This is a genomic window from Lewinella sp. W8 (assembly GCF_004375085.3).
GTDB lineage: Bacteria > Bacteroidota > Bacteroidia > Chitinophagales > Saprospiraceae > Neolewinella.
This window is the reverse complement of the sequence record NZ_SNAQ03000011.1, coordinates 149,046-173,973: the sequence shown is the minus strand read 5'-3', so window position 1 is coordinate 173,973 and position 24,928 is coordinate 149,046. Positions and strand designations below refer to the sequence as shown.

The following is a 24,928-nucleotide window of genomic DNA, read 5'->3' as shown; positions in this document are numbered from 1 at the left end:
AGGTGCCGAGCAAGTTTGTTTTTGTACTTCACCGGAGCCCGGGGCATGGCCCCACCAAAATAGTTGGCACCTGCGTCAGCCAAAACGAGTATCACGCTGCGCATAAAGTGCTCCATGACCCGGCGTTTTGGCCCTTTAAATCGTTGAAAATCTAAAGCGACAACTGCTTGCCGTATATTTGTGACCAATACGCTGCCACGAGCCGCTTTTTTTAAAACTGATTTAAGTACAATCCCAATGACTATTTCTACGCTCCGCTACCTGAGGTGGCGGTGATGCCCAGTGCACCATCCCCTCATTCCTCTTTCCGCTATCCATCATAATCTTACCACGGTATGAACCGTAGCCTTTTTCCCATCGGGAGGCGCTGCTCCGTATTTGCAGTGCTTTTTTCCCTTTTCTTTTTCTTTTCCGCCACGGCTTTTGCTCAGGGGCCGCCCTTCTTCAATGAATCGGCCCCGGACGATACGACCGCGGATTGCTTTGGTGACATTGAAGCTGGCGAAACGCTGGAGGCGACCGTCCCGCAATCGGATGGCCCCGACCTAACGGCCTTTGTTGTCCCCAGGGACAGCCTCTCCAGCCCGGATGCCATCTGTGCGGGGGGCACGCTCTTCCGCATTTGGGAAGTCAGCAATTCCGCCGGTACCGCCCGCGAAGTACAGCGAATCGTGTTTGGTCCGGCCGCCGATGGTGACGGACCGAGCATCAACTTCAGCCTGCTGCCACCCCAGCAGGACACGGTAGACTGTCGATCCGTCAATGACCCTCTCGACCCCGATGGATACGATCGGTGGTTAGGGGACCGCCGCGTGGCGGTTGCCGCTGCGGCCCAGGCGGGTTGCGCGCCCATCATTTCCATTGTGGACGATGCCCCGCCCTCCATCAGTAATTTCGACTGTGACGACCAGCTGGAAGTGACGTTCCTCATCACGGACGACTGTAATCGTTTCACCACCGTAGGCTTCGTTTACGTTACCGTAGACACGGTGGGGCCAGAACTGATCGGCATCAACAGTGATACCATCAGGCTTTCCTGCGCCGACCCCATTCCCGCCCCTGCCAACGTGATGGTCGTAGACTGCAGTCCTTCTCCCGTCCTGAGCTTCAACGAAACCAACACCCAACTGCTGGACGGCAGCTGCCGGGAATATGAATACGACATCATCCGGGTTTACTCGGCCACCGATGATTGTGGCAATTCCACCACCATTCAACAGGTTATCGAAGTGCGGGACACCGAGGCGCCCAGCTTCGGCCGCCCTCCAAACCTTACCCTGAACTGTACCTTCGACCCCTTCGACCTCGACGTTACCGGAAGGCCAACGGAGGTGATGGACAACTGTACGCCAACCGATAGTCTGGACATCAGCTTCAACGATCTCATCATCAGCACCTCCGGCTGTGGGGACAACTTCCAGATTCGCCGGACCTGGCGGGTAACGGACCGGTGCGGAAACAGTCGCGTGAGGATTCAGGAAATACGCGTCAGAGACGATTTCGCGCCCACCTTCAACCCGCCCGTAGACAGCGTGATGGTGAATTGTGCCGACTACCTGAACACCGAACTCACCGGTACGCCCACCGACGTCTTTGACGATTGTGACCCTACCCCTAACCTGAGCTTTGAGGACGAGATTATTCCCGGAGACTGTCCCGGTAACTTCACCGTCAATCGCCGCTGGCGCATTTTTGACGACTGCGACAACTCCCGCTTTTTCACCCAGCACCTTACCGTGATCGACACCACGGCACCGGTATTTCTGGAGATGCCCCAGAACCTGATTTCCAGTTGTAACAACGAGCGCTCCCAGGCGGATTTGCTCGTGGAATGGGTCAACAACCTGGCCGGCGCCCGCTTCGCCGATGCCTGTACTGCCGAGGACGATCTGACGGTTTCCATTGTGGAGTCCGGAACGGATAACTTCCCGATGCTTCCTCCCCTCTCCTGTGCGGAGGGCGACGGAACCGTCCGCAGGCTTTCGGTTGACGTGATTGTCTCCGACCAGTGTGGCAACACCAGCATTGCCACCGTTGAATACCGTCAGATCGACGAACTGCCCGTCAACATTTTTAACTGTCCGGAAAGTCAGGTGATCCCCACGGATCCCGGTAATTGTGCGGCCATGGTGGCTCTACCCCCTCCGGTCATCGAAGATCAGTGCGTGAGCGGCCTTCCCTTCCAATTGTTGTTGCGGGACACGGCCACCATCACGAGCATGGCCAACAACCCCGCCGAACTCGGTTCCGTTCCGGTTGACCCCCTGACCTTTAACCTGCCCGTCGGCGTAGATCTACCGGTCAACGGTTTTGCGGCCGGCACCCTGGAAATTACCCTGGAGAATATCGATGCCGAAGGTGCGGAAGAATTCTTCACCATCCTCGGGGAGGACGATACCGTTCTGGGCGTAACGGCAAACGGGGAAGTTCAGTGCTCCGACGTGGAGACCACCGTGACGCTGCCCGCGGCCCTGTTCAACCGCTACGCCGTTGACGGGGTGGTGACCATTCGTCTGATTCCCAACATTCCCGCTGACCGCCCGGGAACCTTCGCCATCAACAACCTCTGTGACGGAGGGAGTCGCGCCTACATTTTCCTGCGGCAACCCGTCTTCCGTCTGACGGACATCGTCTACGAAGTAAGCATTGACGGGGAAGATTTCATGACGGTTGACCCCATCGATACGGTCTTTACCACCCTCGACCTCGGTCTGCACCAGATTCGCTACCGGGCCACCGACTGCGGCGGTAATACCGACGAATGCCTGTACACCATTACGGTGGAGGACCGGGAACCGCCCGTGGTTACCTGCCCCGATGACGTAGTGCTGTTCACCAACGAAGACAGCTGTCGGGTAGCCCTGGAGGTGCCCCTGCCCGTTGCCGTTTCCGACAACTGCGAAGCCTACGAGCTGATCAGTTTTGAAGCGCCGGCGTCACTTCAGGATCGCTTTTTCCCCTTCTTTTTCGACCCCAACCTGAACGACTTCCTGGCCGGGGAGATGGTCCTGAACATTAGTGGCATTCCCGCCCAACTATACGACAGCGTAGACATTGACCTGCGCTTCGTCGGTCGGTTCGACAATCAGCGCGCGGTCCTGGATGTCGTCTTGTCGGACGGGACCGTCCTGGGCTCTACCCAACGGGGAGACGCCACGTGCATGACCGAAGGACTGCTCCGGATGACCATCGGAGCCGAAGAATTCATGGCCCTGGTCAACAACGGTAATACGACCATTAGCCTGCGGCCCCGGGCCGTTACCGTACCGCCGGCAAGCCCCGGAGACGGACTGATTCCCTGCGATGGAAGCACCATCGAAAACGAAGGAGCTACCGACGGCAACACTTACGCCTACCTGACGCTTACCTTCCGGACACTGTACCCCCAGTTTTTTGCCAGCGGGGCCACCGAGATCCCCCTGACCCAGACCAACGAGGCCGCTCCGGCTCCCTTCGTGAACTTCAACCAGGGCATTACTAACCTGTCTTACCTCGTAACGGACCTCGGTGGTAATACCGACACCTGTACCATTCAGGTCAGCGTACTGGATACCATTGCTCCGATCGCCGTTTGCCAACCCACTACGGTATTTATCGATCCTTCGGGACTTAGTCCCGTAACCGTAGACCCTGTACTGGTCGACGGCGGCAGTTCCGACAACTGTGGCATTGACTCCTTCCTGCTGGCCCCCAACAACTTTACCTGTGACCGTATCGGCACGACGGAGAACGTCACCCTGCAGGTCTTTGATGCGGCCGGCAACGTAGACAGCTGTTCCACCATCATCAGCATTGCGGCCCAGGAACCCATGCCCACGGCCTCTACCACCGTATGTGGTGGAGACACCCTGCGGCTGATGGCCAACCCGCCCACCGCTGCCGGTCCCGGGCAGGTGATTTACACCTTCCGGTGGTTTGACCCCAACGGCAACCTGATCAGTACGTCCGAGAACCCAGTCATTCCTGGGGTTGACGAGGATAACGACGGTGCCTACCGGGTAGAAATCCGGGGAATTACCGGTTGTGTGGCCGAAGGCGTGGTGAACATCAACATCGGGGAGGTTCCCCCTCCACCGACGCTGGACGCTCCCATGAGCGTTTGTTTCGGAGAAATGGTTCCCCTGAGGTCTACCTCCACCTACGTCGGGGCCGTAGTTTACGAATGGTACCGCGGCATTCCGGGAGACGCTGTATTCCTCGGCACCAGTACCAGCGATAATTTTATGGCCAGTTTCGCAGCGGGACAAAACAGTGGAAGCTTTTTTGCCATCGCCCTGGTGAACGGCTGTTCTTCCACCCCTTCCGCGATCGTTAACGTAGGTTCGACGACCCGGCCCGTGGCTTCCATCATTGACGAGACCATCGAAGTTTGTGAGTTTGGCACCGCCAACCTGGTGACCACCGCGCAGGCCGGTCTGAGTTTCCGCTGGAGCGGTCCGAACGGCTTCTCTGCCCAGGGCCAGGTCGCCTCCCTGACCAACATCGGACCGGAAGACGCCGGCTTCTACTACCTGGAGGCCATCCGGGAAGAGGGCTGTATCAGCCTCCGGGATTCCGTCGAGGTAATCGTCACTCCCGCCACGCCACCCACCAACCTCCTCGTAGAAGGTGCGGTCTGTGTAGGGGATACCCTGACCCTGACCGCCCAGGACCCCCTGGCATCGAATTATGTTTTCTTCGGCCCGAACGGGCAGGAAATCGCCACCACCAGTCCCACGCTCCGGCTTGCCCCCGTAACGGCAGCAGTAGCCGGTGAATGGCGCGTCAGCGTCCAACGGGGCGAGTGCCCCTCCGCACCCGGTCCCGTCGCCGTAGTCACTCTGGGCGTAAGCCCCGAGGCGACAACCATGACCATCCCGGACCCCATTTGCGTAGGTAATGACCTGATCCTTCAGGGCAGCAGTTCCATCGCGAATAGTGAATACCTCTGGACGGGTCCTAACGGCTTTGAGAGCAGCCTGATTGCTCCGGTGATCGAAAGCGTGGATTCCAGTATCATGGGAGACTACGTGCTCACCGTAACTTCTCCTTCCGGTTGTACGGATCAGGACACCCTCGTGGTGGACCTGCTATCCGGTCTCAGCGTAGATTCCATCATCGTGGCCCAGGGCCGCTGTTTGAACGGGGGTGAAACCGTCACCCTGGTCGCCGCCGTATCGCCCAACGAAGCTCCGGGAAACAACTATTCCTTCAGCTGGAGTGGCCCGCAGGGAACGAGTACCAACGACACCCTCACCATCCCCAACGTCAGCCTCGCCTCCAACGGACTGTATTCGTTGACCGTAACCGACGAACAGGGCTGCCGTTCGCCGCGCTTCTCGCAGCAGATTGAACTGGACTTTGCGCCCGCGGCACCGATCGCTCCCTTTACGTTGGACGGACTGACGAACGTTTGTTCCGGCGACACCCTGGCGCTGCAGACCAATGATTTTGGTCCTGGTTTCACCTACCTGTGGCGACTGCCCGATGGTACCAACATTCCTACCAGCACCAACCGGCTGCTCCTGAATGAACTTGCGCCCGAAAATTCGGGGCCCTATACCGTGCGGGTAGTACGCAACGGATGCTCGTCCCTGCCTTCTCCGGCAAGGATGATTACCGTAACGGCCTTCCCCGAACTGAGCGTTTCGGCTAATGCCCCCGCTTGTTCCGGTCAGGCCATCAACTTCCAGGCCACCGACCTCCCGGGAGCCGTCTACACCTGGCGGGGTCCCAACAACTTCAGCAGCTCGATTCCGGATCCGGTCATCATCAGTGCCGACCCCGACGTTCACACCGGCCAGTACAGTGTGGTGGCCGCGATCAACGGCTGTGCCTCAGACACCATGTTTGTGGACGTGGAAGTCCGGCCCACCCCTCGGGTCCCCGTCGTTCAGCCGATCGCTCCGGTCTGCATCAGTGACGAAAGTTCCGTACTGGAACTGACCGTCAATCCCAACACCACCACGGCGGGCGCCAGCTATCAGTGGTACATCCAGAACGGACAGGTTCCCATCGGAGACCCCACGACCAGCACGACGCTCTCGGTCAGTGATTTTGGTCTCTTCGCCGGTGGAGGTCTCTTCGGATTCAGCGTTCGCACCATCCTGGACGGTTGCGAAAGCGAGCGTTCTACGGAAGTGAACGTCCGTCTGGACGAAGCCAATCAGGAAGTAGCCTTTGCGGGACGGGATACTATCGTCTGCGAAGGATTATTCCTGCTGGAGGCAGGACCCATTACGTCCGGAACGGGACGCTGGTCTATGGTGGCCGGCACCGGCGACATCACCATCGTCAACCCCACTTCCCGGACCACGGCCGTTCAGGGGCTTTCCGAATTTGGCGGCCCGTACGAGTTTGCCTGGACCCTGTCCAACGGCAGCTGTGTAGACTACGCGGCGGATACCATCACGCTTACGGTCTCCGACGGAGAGGAAGCCGTTGCGGGAGAAAACATCCTGGCCTGTATTGGTGAGGAGCTTTTCCTCAACGCGACGCCTACGGTTCAGGTGGGCAGCGCCGGAGAATGGACCCAGGCACTGGCGCAGGAAATTCTTGGCGTGGTCATCGAAGACCCCGAAGACCCCAACACCCTGATCACCGGCCTGCAGCCCGACAACGTCTATTCGTTCACGTGGACGGTCCGCAGTAACTGCGGCGTAAAATCCGACGTGGTCCTGGTGAACGTCAGTGATCCATCGCCGTTTGCCGGAGCCGATCGGACGGTTTGTAACCTGGAACAAACGGCTACCCTGGAGGCCAGCACCCCCAGTATTGGCTCCATCGGGCGTTGGACGGCACTTTCCGACGAGGTCTTCATTACCGACCCCGCAGACCCCAACACCACGGTTGGCAACCTCGCCCCCGGAGAGAACTTCTTTGTCTGGGAGGTAGACGAAGGCTTCTGTGGGGATCGTTCGCGGGATACCGTTTCCATCTTTTACAACGAACCTCCGAAGCCCCGTAACGACGCCCTCGAGGTCGAATTCCAGGGGGAGATCTCCTTTGACCCACTGGTCAATGATGATCTGCCAACCGGTAGTTCGATCCGTTTCCTGGACGCTCCCGCCCAGGGTGAGCTGATCGACAACGGCGACGGCACCTTCACTTACCGGGCCCCCGCCAATTTCGTTGGCGAGATCGAAATCGTGTACGAGGTAAGCTCCGACGGTTGCGAAACGGCCACGGCGAGCGTATTCATCCTCATCGGACAGGACGCGGAATGCCGGGCGCCAAACATCTTCACGCCCAACAACGACGGCATGAACGACACCTTCGTGGTGCCCTGTCTTCTGGACGTAGTCAGCTTCCCGGAGAGTCAGGTGACCATTTACAATCAGTGGGGAGACGAGGTCTTCCGGAGCGAGCGCCCCTACGCCAACGATTGGGACGGGACCTACCAGGGCAGTGAACTACCCGTTGCGACCTATTTCTTCACCATTGACTTCGGTGGCCAGCGCGAGCCCCTGAACGGTCACGTACGCATTGAACGATAATCCCATGAAAAAGCTACCATTACTTTGCTGCGCACTATTCTTCCTCACCCCCTTCCTTTGGGGTCAGCAGGACGCTCAGTACACGCAGTTTATGTACAATAAACTGGGCCTGAACCCCGCCTACGCCGGGGCCGTGGAATCCGCTACTTTTCACGCCATTGTTCGCCAGCAGTGGCTGGGCTTTGAGGATGCTCCGAGCAGTCAGTTGGCCACCTTCAACACCAACATCACCGCTGCGGGCACCGGCGTCGGTGCTCGCTTCAGCCGGGTTACCGTAGGGCTGGAGCAGCAGTACAACGTGGAGGGAAGCTACGCTTACCGTTTTGCCATTGGTCGGGGAACCCGGCTTGGGATCGGGGTATCGGCCTCCGCCCGCTACTTCAACATTGAGTACCAGAACGCGGATCCCATTCAGGGAGGCGGGGCGGATCAGGCCATTCCCGGAGCGACGGAATCCAAGGTGGTTCCGAACTTCGGAGCCGGCATTTTCCTGGACGGCCCCAACTTCTATTTTGGCCTCAGTCTGCCCCGGATGCTGGAAAACAACATCGACCTGGGGGAGGAAGAGACCATCATCTCCCGGGAAGCCCGCCACTACTACTTTATGGGGGGAATGAAGTTCAAGCTCAACGACAAGTTTGCTCTGGAGCCCCAGCTGCTGACCAAGATCGTGGCCGGAGCGCCCTTCGACGCCGACATCAACGTGACCGCCTACCTGGGGGAAAGCCTCTTCTCCGGCCTGTCTTACCGCCTGGGCGGTAACGGGGGTGGCGAGAGCGCCAGCGCGCTCTTCGGCGTGTCCCTCTCCGAGCACCTCACCCTGGGGCTCACCTACGACCTGGGGCTCAGTGACCTGCGAACTGCCCAGAGTGGCAGCATCGAATGTATGCTGCGCTACTCCGTTGGTGGTCGCTCGGATGCCGGGCGCATCGTGGACCCGCGGGATCTTCGGTAAGGGTGTTTAGAGTTTGCCGCGGCGCGCAGGTGCAATGAATTGAGGGATTGAAGGATTGAAGGAATGGAGGGTTGAAGGGAAAAATTGAATTTCATTGCTCTTTTTCCTGCTTTCGTGGCACCCGCGCGCTGCGGCCATACGATATCGTTTAAACGTAAGTCGGTCCGTGAATTAATCCTTTGGCCATCAAGTCCTTGAATTTTTCAGTAGCGGCAAGGCATGCCTTGCCGCTACCATTTGCCCCTCTAAACTGCCGCGATTCCGCAGGAATCGCTGATAAAATCTCACGGAACAGCCTAAGTTTGAGCGCTTGTTTGAATGAATCATTATCCTGCAAAGCCCCTACTCCGGACCGTATCTTTACCGCACCAAATTTCTACGCAAGTGCCCAGACAATCAACTCGCCACAAGTACAAAAGCCGCCGGGAGCGCAACGCCGAAACGGCCAAAAAAGCCAAACTGCTGCTGTTGTTCGGTGGTATCCTCGCCCTGCTGCTGCTCATCAAGAACTGGCGGGAGTACTACGCCTGGCTGAAAACCTATTTCTACTAGGCCGACCGTTTTAACATTCGGCGTCACAATCTTTTTGCCGACCGTTCCGTTTTGATGGCAAATGAAATCAAGAGCTTATTTGGACTTTAATAATCGGCCTCTATTTGGCCTTTTTTGACGCTAGCTGCGTTGGGAAAATCCTCAATTAGCGCTGCTAAAATCCGGTATTCCCGCCTTGCTATCGCCAAAAAAATCTCAAATCCGGCCAGAAGACCAAAATCCAAATAAGCTCAAAGGGTTATGCGCACCCGTAAGCGCATCAATTCCAAGACCGATATAGAGTAGTTTGAATCTTTGTGCGGCAACCGGCAATCGTTGGTCTGCCGCTTTTTTATTGGGGTTTATCCCCCTTTCCATAATTCGGAGATTTTGGTGTCGTTTTTGGGGAGAAAAATGAGGCCTGACCGGGGCCAATTATCCGCTGTGGGCTGGCGTTTTTCCCCCGAAAGTCCGATATTACTTCCATGGATTTATCACAATTACTACAAGAACAGCTCACCAAGCAGCTGTCCAGCGGTCTCATGGACCAACTTACCCAACAGATTGGCGGTGCGGACCGCCAGCAGACCACCGCCGCCTCCGGCGCCATCCTGAGCACCCTGATGGGTGCGCTGGCCCGTAATGCCTCCACGCCCGACGGCGCTTCGGCCCTGGCCAACGCCCTGGATCGGGACCACGACGGCAGCGTGCTGGACCACCTCGGCAGCCTCCTCGGGGGAGCCTCGCCCCAGCAGCAACAACAGCCCCAGATTCCGGATCAATTCCGCCGGAGTATGAACGGCGCGGGTATCCTGAAGCACATCCTGGGTGACCAGCAGGAAGCCACCATGAAGGAAGTGAGTGAGACCAGCGGCCTGAGCCTGGAAAAGGTGGGCCCACTGATGGTAACGCTGGCTCCCGTCCTGATGGGCATGCTAGGCCGCACCAAGAAATCTACGGGCATGGACGCCGGCACCCTGGGCGGTATGCTGACGGACTTCGTCACCAAGGGGCAGCAACCCCAATCCCGCAGCAACAGCCCACTGGGTAATATTGCCGGTCAGTTACTCGATCGCGACGGAGACGGCAGCGCCGTGGACGACATCGTGGACCTTGGCACCAAAATGCTCGGCGGCTTCTTCCGCCGGAAGTAAAGTTCTTTGCGTGAAGGGGGATGGAGGATGCCTCGTCTTACTCTGCCGCCGCACGCTGCTTAAACCACTTATTTAAAACTAAAAAGCCCCGCAGTGAAGGTCACTGCGGGGCTTTTTACGCCGGAAGGGGCGCAATGGGAGCACTAGTCATCGTTGCGGGTGATGAAGGATTCTTCCTTCTGCTTCATCCGAGCTTTCTCCTTTTGCTCTTCTTCCTTCATGCCTTCCTTGAGTTCTTTCTCAAGGTTGCCACGCGCCGTGTTGAACTCACGGATGCCCTTACCGACTCCACGCATCAATTCGGGAATTTTCTTTCCTCCGAATAGCAGCAGGATGGCAAAGAAGATGATGATCATCTCCGGGCCGATAGCGTTCAAAAATAACAGTGTAGCGTTCATATCGAGATACTTGGTTACCTACAACCGCAGGGATGGTAAAGGTAAGTGATGAACAGGGGCAAGTCCAAACGCCAAAACCGACGCTGCGTCATAATAACGTTAGTTTGGTGCATCCGGTTTTGGCGGGGTTGCCTCCCGATGGGGAATTATTTTTTCAATCCGATCTCCCGCAGGCGCTCATCCAGGTACTCTCCCGCCGTGGTGGGGGGGTAGTGCTGGGGGTTGTCGGCCGTCACGCAGCGCTCCAGAACATCGAGGCGCATGGAGGGACGGGGGTGCAGGAAGAAGGGAATGCTGAGGCGGGGCTTATGCCACTCCTCGCGGGGGGGATTAACGACCCGGTGGGTGGTGGACTTCAGGTAGTTGTTCGTCAGCCGTTGCAGCATGTCGCCCACGTTGATGACGATTTCGTCGTTTTCCGGCACGATTTCCTGCCAGACGCCGTCCTGGTTCTGCAGCTGCAGTCCACCGGCGCTGGCGCCCACCAGCAGGGTAATGAGGTTGATGTCTTCGTGCTGCTCGGCGCGGATGGCCGAAGCGGGTTCTTCGGTGATGGGAGGGTAGTGAATGGCCCGCAGGATGCTGACGCCGTCTTTGGTGTAGCCCTCAAAATAATTTTCGGGGAGTTCCAGGTGGAGGGCGATGGCCCGCAGCAGGCTGTTGCCCTTTTCTTCGAAGGCCCGGTACAGTTTCCGGCCCAGGTCCATAAATTCCGGCACCTCGGCCACATCGGGGTTCCGCTCTTCGGCGCTCATGCCCGCAGACTCCTGGCCGATCTGGAAAAACTCCTTCAGGTCCGCCACTTTACTTTGCTTGGCCTTTTCCTTCCCGAAGGAGGTGTATCCGCGCTGACCGGCCGCTCCCGCAATTTCGTACTGCTTCTTGGTCTCGGTGTCCAACGCAAAGAAGCGCTTGGCGGCCACGTAAAAATCATCGATGAGTTCCTTGGGGATGCCGTGCCCCGTTACTCCCACAAAACCGATGTCGTGGAAAGCATGTCCTAGTTTTTTGATGAAGGCCTGCCGGGTGGCTTCGTCCCCGTTTTCAAACTCAGCAAGATTGACCAGGGGAATGGTGCGAGCGGTAGTAGGCATGATGTGATTATTTAAAGAGTATTCGTAAGAAAGTCATGGAAGGGATGACCAGGGTTGGCCGGGCAAGACAGGATAGTTTTTAACCGGGGCACCAAAGGCAAGGAAGTGGTTTACCCATGGAGCCCGAGCTACATCCGGAAGGAAGCAGAAGGCTGATCCTTCCAATGGTCAACTGGAAAAATCCAACCTGACGTTACCTGGGTTTATAACGCGCTGCTTCCAAGATACGTTGACCATCTTCAATGTTTATCAACTCTTCCATGGTAATCTTGGGGTTTGCCCGCACGAAGGCCTCCACGATCCGCTTGCCCAGGTAGTTGACCGCGCCACCGGGAGACTCCTGCGGCATGCCCGGAGAGTAGGGAGCCGGCTGGGTGTATTTGCGGATCAGGTCGGTGCTGCTGTCATAGAGGATTTTCTCCTTCTGGACGTAAGCGTAGATCTGGGTTTCGTTTTCCCGCAGCCAGTCCATTTCCGCGCCGGACACTTCAAAGAGGATGCTGTCCGACACCCCGGGCAGCACCCGATCCAGGAGGAAGAGTTTTTTCCCTTCGTAGACCAGGTAGTCGATCAGGCGCCCGGCCCGGGGCCGGGGGATGTAGTCATCGATCAGGACCCGCATCAACTTCTCCGTCATGTGTTCGGGGGTGTAGGTACGGGACAGGTAGCTGGAAAAAATGGTTTCCCGGGCGTCCACGGCCTGGTAGTCAAATTCCGGGCCGAGGAAGAAGTCCAGTCCGACGGCCAGTTGCCCCTCGCCGTAGAGCAGGGCGGCCAGTTCGAACTGGGCCAGGTAGGTCATGAGGGTGTCCGGTAGGGGAGCGTCCGGCAGGTAGTATTTGTAGTAGCGGAGGGCTTGCTCCAGCTCATCCTGCTGCCGGGCCATCTTCTCGTCGGTGAATCGCTCGGCCACCAGGGAATCCAGGGCCTGGATGAGGGGAAAGGTGACGAAGGCCTTCATCACCGCCAATTGTTCTTCGGGGGAGAAATCACCCCGCCGCAGGGGAACGATGTAGGTGAGGTAGACATCGCTGAATTCGCCGAAGTCCTCGTCGAGGGCCGCGATGCCGGCCGCCAGGTCATTGGTGTCCAGGTTCATGACGGACCGCTCGTAGCGCAGCAGGTCCACCGAAACGTCGATACCGCTTACGTCGGGGGGTGGTGGCTCTTCGTCGCCCGAACAGGCGGCAAGACTTAATACGAGAATGAGGGACGCTACCGTTACTTTTACGTTCAATTCCATAGATTGCAGAATGCCGGCTGCACCGGCTCGTTATATCCAACGACAAAACCAACGCCTTGCATGTTTAAAAATTATCTAACTCCCTGCTTCTCCCTGCTCCTGGTGTGGTGCCTGGCACCTGCGCTCAGCGCCCAAAACGATATTCGCTTCGGCATTCAGATGAGCCCCACCTTCAGCTACATGGCCACCGACGACAACCTGATCAACGGTGACGGGACGAACCTCGGGGTCAAACTGGGACTGATCACCGAATACTATTTTCAGGAAAATTACAGCATTCACACCGGCATCGGATTCCATTTCAACGCCGGAGGAACGCTCTTTTACGAAGACCAGTACCGGACGATCAAAATCTGGCAGGAGTCGCTGGACGATGCGCTGGCCATGCCACCGGATAGTCTTTCGGGGGGTACCTCGTTCAAATACAATATGCAATTTCTGGAGATTCCCTTCGGGCTTACGCTGCGCACGCGGGAGTTCGGCTACCTCCGCTACTACGTGCGTCCGACGCTCAACCTGGGTATCCTGACGCAGGCCACGGGTAGCCTGCCGAACTCCGGCTTCGTCGACAGTGAGGAAGACTTCAAGATCAGCAGCGAGGTCAACTCCTTTAACCTGGGCTGGAGCCTGGGAGCGGGCGTGGAGTACGCCCTGTCCACCAATACCGCCCTGATTGCGGGCCTGGCCTTCCAGAACGGATTTGCCGACCTGACCACCGACCGGGGTACGGAACTGGTGCGGGAAGGCCGTAACCCCCAGGAAGACGACAGCCGGGGGAAGGTCAATTCCTTCGTGATTACGCTGGGGATAATGTTTTAGACTCGGTTGGCGAAAGAATAATTCCACTTCGGTCGGCCGACGAACCAGCTCGTGCCTCGCGTTTCGGCGGACGACCGGGTGCTTACACGCCAACCTGTTCCTCGTAGGAAGAAGATCGTGGTCGGAAGTCTGTGGCACGATGGCGCAGCCGAGGGCAACGACGGCCGAACACTTGAGGACCGTTACCTTATTTAGCACGGCCCTTCAAAAACTACACTGTTCGGACCAGCAGCCGTTTGCCGATGGCCGCACGGCAGACTGTTACAACCAGGGAAAGGTGTAAACGCCATTTGCCGATGTCCATTCCTTCCCTCAATCCTTCCTTCAATCCACTTCGGTCGGCCGACGAACCAGCTCGTGCCTCGCGTTTCGGCGGACGACCGGGTGCTTACACGCCAACCTGTTCCTCGTAGAGTGTCCGGAAGCGGTCGCTGTCCCGCAGGAGGGTGCGCAGGTCTCCCTCGGCCTGGATTTTTCCGTCTTCCATGTAGTAGATGTGGTCAAAGAAGCGCAGCAGGTGCAGGCGGTGGAGGGTGGAAACGATGGTCTTCTCGGGGAAGGCCTCGAATATCCGCTCGTACACCAGTAATTCGGTTTGCGGGTCCAGGCTGCTGGTGGGTTCGTCGAGGAGGAGCAGGGTGGAGGTATCTGCGGCCAGCAGGCCGCGGGCAATGCTCAGTCGTTGCCGTTGTCCGCCGCTCAGGTTGGCGCCGCCTTCGGCCAGGAAGGTGTCCAGCCCCGCCTCCGCATTACCGATTACTTCTTCCAGAACCGAGAGGTGAATGGCCCGTTCCAGTTCGGCGGGTTCTCGGGGTAGCCCCATGGTGAGGTTGTTCCGGAAGGTTTCCTCGAAGATTTCCGGCGTTTGCGGAATCAGGGTCGTCTGCTCAAAAATCTGTCCCCCCGATTTTTCCCGCAGTTCACCGCCCCCCGGTGCGGGGGCACCCTCGTCGAAGTGCAGATGAATGGATTCCGGCGGGTACAAGCCCCGTAGCGTGTACAGCGTTGTGGTTTTACCGCTGCCGCTGGGACCGATGAGGGCGATGCGCTTGCCGCGATCGAGGCGGAGTTCCACGTTCTGGATTCCGTCCCCTCCCGCTTCGTATTTGAAGTTGAGGTTAGAGATTTTCAGGGTGGTCCAGTCGCGACGGAGTTCCTTTTCCGGCGACTGCCACGACAGGGTTTCGTAGGCTTCGTAGATCGGCTCGATGGCCGCCAGGTCCGACCGGAAGCGAATGATCTGATTGTACTGGGCCGTCAGGCTGCTCAGCTGGTTGGCGAACTGGTTGACGTAACCGATGAGGGTCACCAGTCCGCCGACCAGGAAAACCTCTCCGGGCACGTAGTTCTGGTAAACGAAACCGATGACGATGCTGACGTACATCAGGCCGGTGAAGACCGACACGGTGAACCACTTGCGTTCGTTGATCTTGGTGCCGCTCAGGAAGGGTGGCCACACCCGGCCAATGCGCTCGTCGATCCGTTTGGCCGTCCGGGTGCCCAGGCGGAGCGTGGTGACCGTGATGATGTTACTCAGGTTGTCGCTCAGGCCGGCCATCAGTTCGTTTTCCCGGTCGTTGATGGCTTTGTTGGCCTCGATGATGGGGCCATCAAAGGTCAGGACGGTCATCAGGATGACCAGCCCCAGTACTACGGCGATGCCCCCGAAGATGGGGCTGAAGATGACGATGGCGATCAGGGCGATCACCATCCGGGTGATGGTCTGGAAGTAGGCGAAGCCGTTGTCAAAAAAGAGCCGGAGGGCTTCGTATCCCTTGCGGGCCCGGTTGATGGTATCGCCGCTGTGGTGGCGGCGGTGCCAGTCGAGCGGCAGGTGGACGATACGGTCATAGCTTTCGAGCATCAGCCGCCGGCTCAGCTCGAAGGCCATCCGGCGTTCCATCAGGCGGGCGGGCCACTGTAGGGACCAAAATCCGAAAATGATGGCCATGTACAGTCCACCGTAAATCAGGGCACCACGCAGGAGGTTGCCCTCTCCGGCCTGGAGAAAATTGATGAAAAGGCCGAAAATGATGGGCTGCAGGGAGATTAATCCGTTCACCCCAATGAACATGAGGTAGATCAGTACGTAACGCCGCCGCATACCTTCGGCGTAGCGCCAGGCGGTGGCAAGAAGATACTTGTAGGGGTTGTCCCGGATTAAGGCCCGCAAATCTTTCAGGCTAGCGGCCATAATGGGTTTTTTGGGTCCGATAAGACTGCGGAGCCTCGGTGCTCCGTAGTAGTACGCGTGGGAGGGGCATCACCACGTAAGACAAAGGTCGTGAGTTGGGGGAGAAGTTGCGACACTTAACCACCAAATCCGTATTCAAGTCGATCCATATTTACGAAATCCGCAGTCCGAAACCCAGTAAAACTAAGCAATTCGTTATTTAACTAATTATTTAGTTGCAAAACTAATTCAATAGTTATAACTTTGATCGCGTCAACTAATCAATTAGTTCAAAATGCAAAAGCTAGCCCCCCGTGAAGAAGAGATCATGTTGATTCTCTGGCGCCTGGAAAAGGCCTTCGTGAAGGAAATCGTGGAAGAGTTTCCCGAACCCAAACCCCACTACAATTCCATTTCCACCATGGTCCGTATTCTGGAGGATAAGGGCTTCGTGGGGCACCGGGCCTTTGGCCGGACCCACCAGTACTACCCCATCATCACCCAGGATGCCTACACTAACCTGGAGGTGGAGGACGTCGTCGGGAAGTATTTCGACAGTTCTTTTTCCAAAATGATTTCCCACTTCGCCAAGAAGGAAAAGGTTAGTTCGGGTGAACTGGAGGAAATTTTGAGGATGATCAAAAAACGGGAAGAAAAATGAGCTACCTGATCCACGTATCGATTCTACTGGGCGGCATGTATCTCTTCTACTGGCTGCTGCTGCGCAAGGAAACCTTCTTCAAGCTGAACCGCTGGGTGCTCCTGGCCAGCCTGCTGCTGGCCCTGTTGGTGCCCCTGGTGAAGGTACCCGCCGCCTGGTCCCTGCGGTCGGGGGAAACGGCCTCCCGGACTGCGCCCGTTTCGCCGACGATGACGGCCCCGAACGGTGCCATCCTGACCGCACCACCCGCAGCGACGGCGGGGACACCCGCCGCCGTCCGGGAAGAAGGGGCCACGGGTATCGGTCTTCCCGGCTTCCTCTCCCGGTTTCCCCTTCTCCCGCTGATCTACTTTCTGGGGGTAGGCATCTTCACCGCCGCCTTCCTCGTCCAGCTCTTCGTCGTGCTGCGGAAACGGCGGAAACTTCAGTCCATCCGCGACGGGCTTTATACCATCTACGAGCTGAAAGACGACACCCCTCCCTTTTCGTTCGGATCGTGGATTTTCCTCAATCCGGCCAGGTACGATCCGGACACCTACCAGCAGATTCTGGACCACGAAAAGCTCCACGTCGCCCAGGCGCATACCCTGGATAAAATCATCGCGGAGCTGACGGTCATCCTGCTCTGGTTCAATCCCTTCGCCTGGCTGATGCGCACGGCGATCACCAAAAATCTTGAATACCTGACGGACGCGGAGATGCTCAGCGCCGGCAATAACCCCACCACCTACCAGATGAGTCTGGTCAAGGTATCCGTGCCCCAGCACGCCCTGAATCTTACCACCAATTACAATGAATCCTTCCTCAAAAAACGTGTTATCATGATGAATACAAAGAAATCCAGCGCCCGTTCCAGCTGGAAGTACCTCCTCCTACTTCCCCTGTTGGCCGTCTCCATGCTGAGCCTCAACGCCACCCAGGCCCTACCGGAAATCGCCATGGCCCAGGACGACCATGCGGACATCCCGGACATGCCCTCCGGCACCGTTTACGGCGACGACGAAATCCCGGCCAGTGTCCTGCAGTCCTACCGGGAAGTGATTACCAAAAAGCTTTCCTTCGCCAACCTGAACGACGGTGCCGAAAAGGTACTGGCCGTCCGCAACATCACCGGGGGTGTCGACGTCGTCGGCTATGACGGGGACGAAATCCTGGTGACCGTCGAAAAAATCATCAAGGCGGATTCCCCGGCCGAACTCGAAAAGGGCAAGAAAGAAGTTCAACTCGGCATCGCCGAACGCGACGACGTCATCTTTCTCTACCACGAATCGCCCTACACCTCCCTTGACCCCAATACCGGAGATTTCAACATCAGTAACTGTGGTGGCGGCAACTGCTACAACTACCAGTTTTATCTGCACTACAAAGTCCAAGTGCCCCGCTCCCTGAGCCTCGGCCTTTCCACCATCAACGGGGGAGACATCAAGGTGGCCAGCGTTTACGCCAAAACGATTGAAGCCAAGCACGTCAGCAACAGCGTGTACATGACCGACGTCACGGGCGTCCGGGAAATCTTCACCGTTAGCGGCCACATCAAGGTCAATTTCCGCGAGAACCCCCAAACTCCGTCCTCCTTCGTGTCCACGAGCGGAGACGTGGAACTGGATCTCGTCGACAAGGATTTTGGCGCCGAGGTTTCCTACAGCACCATGAGCGGCGAGCTCATCACCAGCTTCCCGGTCCGCAGCACCAACAAGGCAACCGGCCTGATGAACATCTCCAACTCCCCCGTCACCATCGGCCGGGGAGGAGAAAGAATGGAAATCCGCTCCATCAGTGGCAATCTGGTGCTCAAATAATTTGGGCGATCACCGCAGGTGCAAGGTCAATCAATAAGGGCCATGCACGACCCGTAGAGCGGTATCGAGGTAACTCGGTACCGCTCTGGTCATTTCCGGCGTGCACCGGGGCGGGTGGCCAGCGATTCCGGGGGAATCGCGCGTGCATCTTGGGGGCCTCAGTAGGCGGCAAGGTATGTTTGGGATGGCATTAGCGTTATACCTCTCCGGTATTTGTAGTTTATCCAGTAATGTTTGATTCAACTTTCCTAGGTTCCGGGCTTTATGAAAATCATGATCACCTTACGGTAGAAATCACTCATCCAAGGGGTAAGCACTTGGTGTCGCCTTTCCCCGAAAGGCGACCACTCCATCAAAGAAGGAAGAATTGTACAAGATCGATTGGCCACATTCTTTCGCGGAAGGTCCTTTAGTCATCCCAGTCTGATTCGGTTTCCTTTCGGTGAAAGGAAACACCACCTGCCTCCAATCATTTGACATTTCCTTAAGTGGGAGTCAAGATAAGTCTGTAGTCTGTCAGACTACTGGCCACAAACCTAAAGGTGAAAAAGGTATTCGTGGGGCACAGAGTAAAAAGCATACTACGGTCGTAACTCTACGCTACGGTAAGGGTTACAACTTTGCGCTAACCCACATATGCCTTGCCGCTACTAGTCCTTTCGCCTAAATCCTAAGTCCTTAAACCTCCCTCCAGCGGGGCATCTGTTCCGGGCGACCGGGTCATCATGACAATTCAGGATGTCTCCTATTGTCATTGTTGCTTCGCATACGCCTCGCGCAACCGTCTCCATTCCGCGAGATCCCAGGCCTGTTGTTGCGCATCCTCAAAGGGATGCGCGAGCCGCATCTTGATCACCGCATCCAGCGTCTCAATCGCCCGACCATAATAACCCTGCGCCGCCAGAATTTCGGCCTTCATACGGTACCCCCAGCCACTGTGGGGCTCCACCTCGATGTACTTGCTGGCCAGGGCCAGGGCCGTGTTCATTTCCCGTTTCGCCAGGTACAGCTCTTCGGCGGCCATGCCGTAATCTTCGTTGTCCGTGGCCTTCCCGGGGAGTAGCTGGTCCCGAACGTACTCCATCACCCGGCGGTCGGTGCGGGTTTCGAGCGGAAAGTGTACCGTCTGGTCCGTCCAGGAAACGTAGATTTCCGCGTCGTTGGGGGTGATGTCCACGTCAATCGTCAGGCTTTCGTAGAAGCGGCTGCTCCGCTCGGCGGGCACGTCGAAACGGATGACGTCTTTGGCCGGATCGTAGTCTCTGCTTCCGTACAGAGTGGTATCCCGGTTGAGGATGATCGTCCAGTAATCGGGTCGTGGTATGGTTAGCAGGGCGTACTTCCCGGCGGGTACCGTTTGCTGACCCAAGCGGACTTCCCGATCAAAGCCGATGCGGGTGCAGTAGCCCGCCCCCGTGCGCCACACCTCGTTCCAGGGGACCAGTCTGCCGAAAATCTTGCGGCCCCGGGCCGCAGGGCGTTCGTAGGCGACGGTTACGGTGGCCTGTCCGACGGTCTGCGTCAATTTCCCCGGAGGACTGAGGGAAGGCCAGTCAAACTGGCCGCAAAGAGCGCTGCTCAGGAGGAGCACGATGGCCAGCATCGTGCACGTGGGGAGGGTCATAGTCTTCATGAAACTAAAGTATTGGCTTCCCGGAGGGGAAAGAAATTTGGGGGGTAAAAGAATGTAAAAGCTCCCGGTAAAGGTTTCTGAGAAGTAAAGTGGCGAGATGACTAAATTGCATTGGGGTCATGTAGGGCCCAGTGCGAGGTCTAGGTTCGACGCACAGCGTCTCCACCAATTAATTGAATTGCCCTACCTTAACTCAGCTTAAGTTTATCGATCATGCAAAACCACCACGACCACAACCACGACGATATTCCGGGGAACCCCTCCACGGCCAAGAGTAGCACCCACCGCCTGAACGACCGGAGCAACGGTCAACCGTTGCGGGTGCTCAGTGAAGCCGACTGGCAATTTTGGCGGCACCACGGCTACGTGGTCATCAAGGGGGCGATCTCCCGGGAGCGGGCCGCCGCCACGGCGGCCTTCCTGTGGGAGTTCGAGGAGAAGCAGCCCGATGACCCCACTACCTGGTACGCGGCGCCCCGCGCCGAGATGAAGATGAAGGAACTGGCCGGCACCGGCATGGTGGAAGTCTACAACCACCAGGAGCTCTGGAGCAACCGACAGTCTCCCCGCGTATATGACGCCTTCGTGGACGTGTGGGGAACCGAAAAGCTCTGGGTAACCATCGACCGGGCGAACCTCAATTTCCCCATCCGACCCGGTTACGCGTATCAAGGCTTCATCCACTGGGATTACGACCCCGAAACCCGGCCCCAGAACGTCCAGGGCGTGTTGGCCCTCAACGACCAGACCGACCCGGCCCAGGGTGGTTTCCAGTGCATTCCCGAACTCTACCGCACCTATGATACCTGGAAGCTCAGCCAGCCCGCGGACCGCGACCGGTTCAAGCCCGACGTCAGCGCCTTTACGGACCAACTCGTGAAGGTCCCCCTGGAAGCCGGCGACCTGCTCATCTTCAACAGCCTGCTGCCCCACGGCATTCGGCCAAACCACAGCGGAGACAAGGTCCGGATCGCCCAGTACGTCTCCATGATGCCCGCCCAGCCCGAAGACGAAACGCTGCGCCAGTGGCGCATCAATTCCTGGCGGGACCGCATCGCTCCGGAGGGCTACGCCTTCCCCGGCGATCCCCGCAACTGGGAACGGGAAAAGTACCCTACCGCCAACCTGAGCCCGCTGGGCGAGAAATTGCTGGGCCTGACCAACTGGTAAGTAGGTGGCGAAAGTATTTATCTCCTATTTCTCCTGGCGCCACCCCGATCTAGGCGGCCTCGGGTCGGCGGACGAACCAGCTCGTGCCTCGCGTTTCGGCCGACGACCGGCTGGTTTCAGTCAGTCCTTAATTATTCTGTGCTGTCCTTGCTGCATCACAAATCCCCCAACGAACTCGTCCAACGGGACGTGATGCAGAAACTGACTCGCCGGCCCAGTGGGGTTTCTTTAAAAAATTTCACCCCCCGCAACTTTTGGGTCACCTCCCGCCATTCTCCCCCCAGACAAGCGACAGACCATGTTGATGAATTACAAACATCTGAAGATTTGCCGGCGAGATATTGGCCGGGCCGTCATTAATCGCTAAGTCCCAATCCGGGCTTAGTGCAGTAGCCCGGACCTTCATCCTTCCCCCGCATTTCTTACGCTGGCGGCACGAGCGCCGCCCCCGCCGGGAGCCACGATGCTCCGGCGAATTCGTAAACACTCCCCCGGCCATTCTGGCCGGGAACTGTCCCTTCATTTCTGGTGTGTAGCTCAGCTGGTAGAGTAGCGGTCTCTTAAACCGTGGGTCGTGGGTTCGAGCCCCACCGCACCAACCCATTTATCGCATGGCTGTACAAATGCGCTTTCTTCCTCTCCTAACCCCGTCCGACTGGCCAGTCAGGCCGGGCGGGCTCCCCAGCATGAAATACTGCGAAGCAAAACCGCTACGCTGGGTAGGAACTAAAGCGAAAATTTGTACAACGATGCTCATTCCGATGTAGCACAACCGGTTAGTGCGTCCGCCTGATACGCGGAAGGCTGGTGGTTCGAGTCCATCCATCGGGACCATACCCGGCACAGAGTGGTTTGGGGAAATTAGCACGCGGCCATCCTGGTTTCCAGCAAGGCGCAAAACGTAGGCAAAGCCCATCTTTTGGCGAGGCTTTGTAACGATGCTGGGGATCAGGAGAGCAAGTGATAAATTCCCAAACCACTTCGTAACGGGTATAAGGTGGCGTAGCTCAACGGAAGAGCACTGGATTGTCTATCCAACGGTTGCGGGTTCGACTCCCGTCGCTACCGCCAGAAAGGTGATGATTTTACCCCATAACGGGTGGCCCGGTGAAAAACACCGGTAGGTTGCTCGTTCACGGTTCTCTAGCTCAACGGCAGAGCGGCACTTTGTTAAGGTGTTGGTTGTAGGTTCGAATCCTACGGGAACCGCAAAAGAACATGTTCCCACACCAATTATGTTAAAAATTCAAATATGTTGTCATACATCTTGATTTTTTCTATATAATTATCATATCTTTAAGTATCTATATGTGTTGTCCCCTCGTAATCTCATGATGTTTTAGACTTCTTAAATTCAAAACAAGTATTCACGAAAACTTTGCCGCCCCGCCGCTTACCGGCGGGGCTTTTTATTTGCCAAACTCCAACTAACGCACCGCGGAAAATTACTGCCCGCTTACTCAAATAAGTAGCGTCCATTGTGATGGTCATCACGGTATTACCCGCGGACCTTCGATACATTTGGAAAAAATTCCACCATGAAAACTTTCTTCTACGTAATCCTGCTGCTCGGCTTCGCTACGACCGCCTGGGGCCAGGATCTTGACGTCGCCACCATTGAGGTCACCCAGGTAGCCGCTGAGGTAGAGATGGGAGCCACTTTTGTCGATGTGCGGGAATCCCCCGAAGTCACGGACCTGGCCTACGATCTCCCCGGCACCCTCCACATTCCGCTAAGTGAGCTTCCCGGCCGCCTGGCAGAAATCCCTTCCGATCGTCCGGTTATCCTGGCTTGCCGGAGTGGGCGCCGTAGCGTCCAGGCCGCTAAACTGCTTCAGGAAAATGGATACGCTACGGTAAGTAGTCTGGCCGGAGGCATCATTGCATGGCAGGCCGCAGCCCTGCCGGTACGGCAGGGCTACCCCACGCTTGAGAAAAAGGAGGCAGCACCTTCCATGTCGTGCGGCGGCCATCAGGGCAAGGGTATGGGCAAGGGGCAATCCGCCAGTTGCTGCAGCAAAAAATCCGGCGAATCCACCGCCTCCTGTGGGAAACAGTCTTCGGCGGCTAAAGGAAGTTGCTGTAGCGGTAAGAATCAATAGTCCCGCCCATGAAGCGCTTTTTGTTTCTCCTCCTCTCGGCAGTACCCTTCCTGGTTGCCGCGCAGAACCTTCCACCCGACCACCTCAGCCTTTCCCCCGTTTCCATCACGGGTTTAGGGGGGATTCAGTCCTATGCCTTTGGTCAAATTAATGGAGAATGGGTAATTATCGGCGGCCGACTGGACGGGCTGCACCGGCGGCAGCCCTTCGCGGCCTTCGACCTCGCCGGTCATAACACGACCATCTGGGTGGTTGACCCCACCAACGATCGGTTATGGACGGCCCCGCTGGCAAGCCTGCCCGCTAACCTCCGGGAACCCCTCAGTGCCACAAATCCCGAGTTCTATCAGGAGGATACCACCCTGTTGATCATCGGCGGCTACGGCTACAGTCCGTCCCTGGGAGACCATACTACCTTCCCTACGCTGACGGTGCTCGACCTTCCCACCCTCATTGCCGCCGTTAAGGAGGGCACATCAATCCTACCGGCATTCCAGCAACTTAGGGACGAAAAATTTGCGGTTACCGGGGGACGGCTCGCGAAAATTTACGAGACCTGGTACCTGGTAGGGGGGCAAAAGTTTGAAGGGCGCTACAATCCAATGGGACCGGACCATGGCCCCGGCTTCACCCAGGTGTACACCGATCAGGTTCGCCGATTCAGCCTCCTGTTCGGGGGCGACACAATTGCCGTTGAGCACCTTACGGACTGGACCGATGAAGCCCACCTGCATCGACGAGACTACAACGTGGTACCCCAGATTTTACCCAACGGCGAGGAAGGGCTGACTGCATTCTCCGGAGTATTCCGGCGGGACGCCGACTTGCCATTTCTTCAGCCAGTAGATATTGACAGCAGTGGACACACCGTCAATTTTGATTTCCTGCAATACTATAACCACTACCACTGTCCGACCATCCCCCTTTACGCGGAAGGTGCCGGTCAAATGCACACACTGTTCTTTGGCGGGATGGCGCAATTCTATCCGGGAGATAACGGCCGCATTCAGGACGATAACGTCCCCTTCGTCAAGACCATCACCCGGGTTACCCGAATGGCTTCCGGCGAAATGGAAGAAGTCCCCCTTACCCAGCAGCTGCCCGCCTTTCTGGGGGCCGGCGCGGAATTTATCCCCCGGGAAGACCTTCCTACCTTCCCCAACGGCGTAATCCGAATGGATGACCTGAACGTTGCTCCGGGAGACAGCTTGCTGCTGGGGTATATTTTCGGAGGAATCCGGAGCAGTGCGGAGAATATCTTTTTCGTGAATGACGGCACCCAGAGTGATGCCCACAACCGGGCCTACGCCGTCTACCTCCACAACACCACTTCCACCGCCCTTCATCCCGACGCTGGGCCGACCGTATCCGGGTTCCGGGTGTACCCCAATCCCAACCAGGGAAGCTTCCGCATTACTTTCTCTACGCGCGAACCGCTTCAACACGTCCAGTTAAGCGTCTATGATCTGCTGGGGCAACGTATCGCCAGCAAAGCCCTTGCTCCCCTTTCCGTTGGCGACCATCAGTTGGAATGGCAGCATAAAGAAAAACTGGTGCCGGGGAATTATCTGCTTCAACTTACCCGGGGTACGCAGGTCCTAGTCTCGGGGAAGCTTGTCGTTCACGACTGACGGCGTTCCTCCGGAGATGATCGGCGGGTAAAGCGGGTAAGGGTAAGTGAAAACACCGATTTCGCCAGGAGAAACATCTCCCGACCTACA

At 57.4% G+C, this 24,928-nt stretch carries 15 protein-coding genes and 4 tRNA genes; 14 read left to right on the top strand and 5 right to left on the bottom strand.

Annotated features, from left to right (window positions below; genetic code table 11):
- Window positions 1-335 precede the first annotated feature (335 nt).
- The 4 genes from E1J53_RS13840 to E1J53_RS13825 all read left to right on the top strand — a co-directional run bounded on the left by E1J53_RS13840 (window position 336) and on the right by E1J53_RS13825 (window position 10,115).
- Entirely contained in the window at window positions 336-7,475 is a 7,140-nt protein-coding gene (locus E1J53_RS13840) for a gliding motility-associated C-terminal domain-containing protein (RefSeq protein WP_134273039.1), read from the top strand.
- 4 nt (window positions 7,476-7,479) lie between these two features.
- Window positions 7,480-8,430, top strand: a complete 951-nt coding sequence (locus E1J53_RS13835; protein ID WP_134273038.1) for a type IX secretion system membrane protein PorP/SprF — start codon at window positions 7,480-7,482, stop codon at window positions 8,428-8,430.
- Window positions 8,431-8,814: 384 nt separating this feature from the next.
- Window positions 8,815-8,982 carry a hypothetical protein gene (locus E1J53_RS13830; RefSeq protein WP_154640201.1) on the top strand — a complete coding sequence of 56 codons (168 nt, stop codon included), beginning with the start codon at window positions 8,815-8,817 and terminating at the stop codon, window positions 8,980-8,982.
- Window positions 8,983-9,446: 464 nt separating this feature from the next.
- Complete coding sequence (locus E1J53_RS13825) at window positions 9,447-10,115, top strand: DUF937 domain-containing protein (RefSeq protein WP_134273037.1); 669 nt, start codon at window positions 9,447-9,449, stop codon at window positions 10,113-10,115.
- A gap of 143 nt (window positions 10,116-10,258) precedes the next feature.
- Here E1J53_RS13825 and E1J53_RS13820 read toward each other — a convergent pair whose 3' ends face one another.
- The 3 genes from E1J53_RS13820 to E1J53_RS13810 all read right to left on the bottom strand — a co-directional run bounded on the left by E1J53_RS13820 (window position 10,259) and on the right by E1J53_RS13810 (window position 12,850).
- The gene (locus tag E1J53_RS13820; RefSeq protein WP_134273036.1) at window positions 10,259-10,513 is read right to left on the bottom strand and encodes a twin-arginine translocase TatA/TatE family subunit; all 255 of its coding nucleotides are present in this window, start codon (window positions 10,511-10,513) and stop codon (window positions 10,259-10,261) included.
- A gap of 146 nt (window positions 10,514-10,659) precedes the next feature.
- Complete coding sequence (locus E1J53_RS13815; protein WP_134273035.1) at window positions 10,660-11,607, bottom strand: isopenicillin N synthase family oxygenase; 948 nt, start codon at window positions 11,605-11,607, stop codon at window positions 10,660-10,662.
- 193 nt (window positions 11,608-11,800) lie between these two features.
- A complete protein-coding gene (locus E1J53_RS13810) occupies window positions 11,801-12,850 on the bottom strand; it encodes a hypothetical protein (RefSeq protein WP_134273034.1) in 1,050 nt (349 codons plus the stop codon).
- 60 nt (window positions 12,851-12,910) lie between these two features.
- Here E1J53_RS13810 and E1J53_RS13805 point away from each other — a divergent pair, with 60 nt between their 5' ends.
- Window positions 12,911-13,669, top strand: a complete 759-nt coding sequence (locus tag E1J53_RS13805) for a porin family protein (protein ID WP_134273033.1) — start codon at window positions 12,911-12,913, stop codon at window positions 13,667-13,669.
- A gap of 388 nt (window positions 13,670-14,057) precedes the next feature.
- Here E1J53_RS13805 and E1J53_RS13800 read toward each other — a convergent pair whose 3' ends face one another.
- The gene (locus E1J53_RS13800; RefSeq protein WP_134273032.1) at window positions 14,058-15,863 is read right to left on the bottom strand and encodes an ABC transporter ATP-binding protein; all 1,806 of its coding nucleotides are present in this window, start codon (window positions 15,861-15,863) and stop codon (window positions 14,058-14,060) included.
- Between the two features lie 274 nt (window positions 15,864-16,137).
- Here E1J53_RS13800 and E1J53_RS13795 point away from each other — a divergent pair, with 274 nt between their 5' ends.
- A complete protein-coding gene (locus E1J53_RS13795; protein WP_134273031.1) occupies window positions 16,138-16,503 on the top strand; it encodes a BlaI/MecI/CopY family transcriptional regulator in 366 nt (121 codons plus the stop codon).
- Window positions 16,500-18,302, top strand: coding sequence for a M56 family metallopeptidase (locus E1J53_RS13790; RefSeq protein WP_134273030.1), 1,803 nt, complete (start codon window positions 16,500-16,502; stop codon window positions 18,300-18,302). The genes E1J53_RS13795 and E1J53_RS13790 overlap by 4 nt, the downstream gene beginning before the upstream one ends.
- 751 nt (window positions 18,303-19,053) lie before the next feature.
- Here the strand turns inward: E1J53_RS13790 and E1J53_RS13785 are convergent.
- Entirely contained in the window at window positions 19,054-19,935 is an 882-nt protein-coding gene (locus E1J53_RS13785) for a DUF2911 domain-containing protein (protein WP_134273029.1), read from the bottom strand.
- Window positions 19,936-20,148: 213 nt separating this feature from the next.
- Between E1J53_RS13785 and E1J53_RS13780 the strand changes: the two genes are divergently transcribed.
- The 7 genes from E1J53_RS13780 (at window position 20,149) to E1J53_RS13750 (ending at window position 24,838) form a co-directional block, all read left to right on the top strand.
- Window positions 20,149-21,105, top strand: coding sequence for a phytanoyl-CoA dioxygenase family protein (locus tag E1J53_RS13780; protein ID WP_134273028.1), 957 nt, complete (start codon window positions 20,149-20,151; stop codon window positions 21,103-21,105).
- A 526-nt stretch (window positions 21,106-21,631) separates the two neighbouring features.
- A tRNA-Lys gene (locus E1J53_RS13775) sits at window positions 21,632-21,704 on the top strand.
- Window positions 21,705-21,862: 158 nt separating this feature from the next.
- Window positions 21,863-21,939, top strand: a tRNA-Ile gene (locus E1J53_RS13770).
- 162 nt (window positions 21,940-22,101) lie between these two features.
- Window positions 22,102-22,176: transfer RNA gene (locus E1J53_RS13765), tRNA-Asp, on the top strand.
- A 66-nt stretch (window positions 22,177-22,242) separates the two neighbouring features.
- Window positions 22,243-22,314: transfer RNA gene (locus tag E1J53_RS13760), tRNA-Asn, on the top strand.
- Window positions 22,315-22,643: 329 nt separating this feature from the next.
- Window positions 22,644-23,207: a rhodanese-like domain-containing protein gene (locus tag E1J53_RS13755; protein WP_134273027.1), complete on the top strand. Its 564-nt coding sequence runs from the start codon at window positions 22,644-22,646 to the stop codon at window positions 23,205-23,207.
- Between the two features lie 8 nt (window positions 23,208-23,215).
- Window positions 23,216-24,838, top strand: coding sequence for a T9SS type A sorting domain-containing protein (locus tag E1J53_RS13750; RefSeq protein ID WP_134273026.1), 1,623 nt, complete (start codon window positions 23,216-23,218; stop codon window positions 24,836-24,838).
- Window positions 24,839-24,928 lie beyond the last annotated feature (90 nt).

Bases quoted from the DNA above. Each gene is read 5' to 3' on its own strand.
- E1J53_RS13840 (WP_134273039.1), top strand. From the start codon at position 336: ATGAACCGTAGCCTTTTTCCCATCGGGAGGCGCTGCTCCGTATTTGCA.
- E1J53_RS13835 (WP_134273038.1), top strand. From the start codon at position 7,480: ATGAAAAAGCTACCATTACTTTGCTGCGCACTATTCTTCCTCACCCCC.
- E1J53_RS13825 (WP_134273037.1), top strand. From the start codon at position 9,447: ATGGATTTATCACAATTACTACAAGAACAGCTCACCAAGCAGCTGTCC.
- E1J53_RS13820 (WP_134273036.1), bottom strand. From the start codon at position 10,513: ATGAACGCTACACTGTTATTTTTGAACGCTATCGGCCCGGAGATGATC.
- E1J53_RS13815 (WP_134273035.1), bottom strand. From the start codon at position 11,607: ATGCCTACTACCGCTCGCACCATTCCCCTGGTCAATCTTGCTGAGTTT.
- E1J53_RS13810 (WP_134273034.1), bottom strand. From the start codon at position 12,850: ATGGAATTGAACGTAAAAGTAACGGTAGCGTCCCTCATTCTCGTATTA.
- E1J53_RS13805 (WP_134273033.1), top strand. From the start codon at position 12,911: ATGTTTAAAAATTATCTAACTCCCTGCTTCTCCCTGCTCCTGGTGTGG.
- E1J53_RS13800 (WP_134273032.1), bottom strand. From the start codon at position 15,863: ATGGCCGCTAGCCTGAAAGATTTGCGGGCCTTAATCCGGGACAACCCC.
- E1J53_RS13795 (WP_134273031.1), top strand. From the start codon at position 16,138: ATGCAAAAGCTAGCCCCCCGTGAAGAAGAGATCATGTTGATTCTCTGG.
- E1J53_RS13790 (WP_134273030.1), top strand. From the start codon at position 16,500: ATGAGCTACCTGATCCACGTATCGATTCTACTGGGCGGCATGTATCTC.
- E1J53_RS13785 (WP_134273029.1), bottom strand. From the start codon at position 19,935: ATGAAGACTATGACCCTCCCCACGTGCACGATGCTGGCCATCGTGCTC.
- E1J53_RS13780 (WP_134273028.1), top strand. From the start codon at position 20,149: ATGCAAAACCACCACGACCACAACCACGACGATATTCCGGGGAACCCC.
- E1J53_RS13755 (WP_134273027.1), top strand. From the start codon at position 22,644: ATGAAAACTTTCTTCTACGTAATCCTGCTGCTCGGCTTCGCTACGACC.
- E1J53_RS13750 (WP_134273026.1), top strand. From the start codon at position 23,216: ATGAAGCGCTTTTTGTTTCTCCTCCTCTCGGCAGTACCCTTCCTGGTT.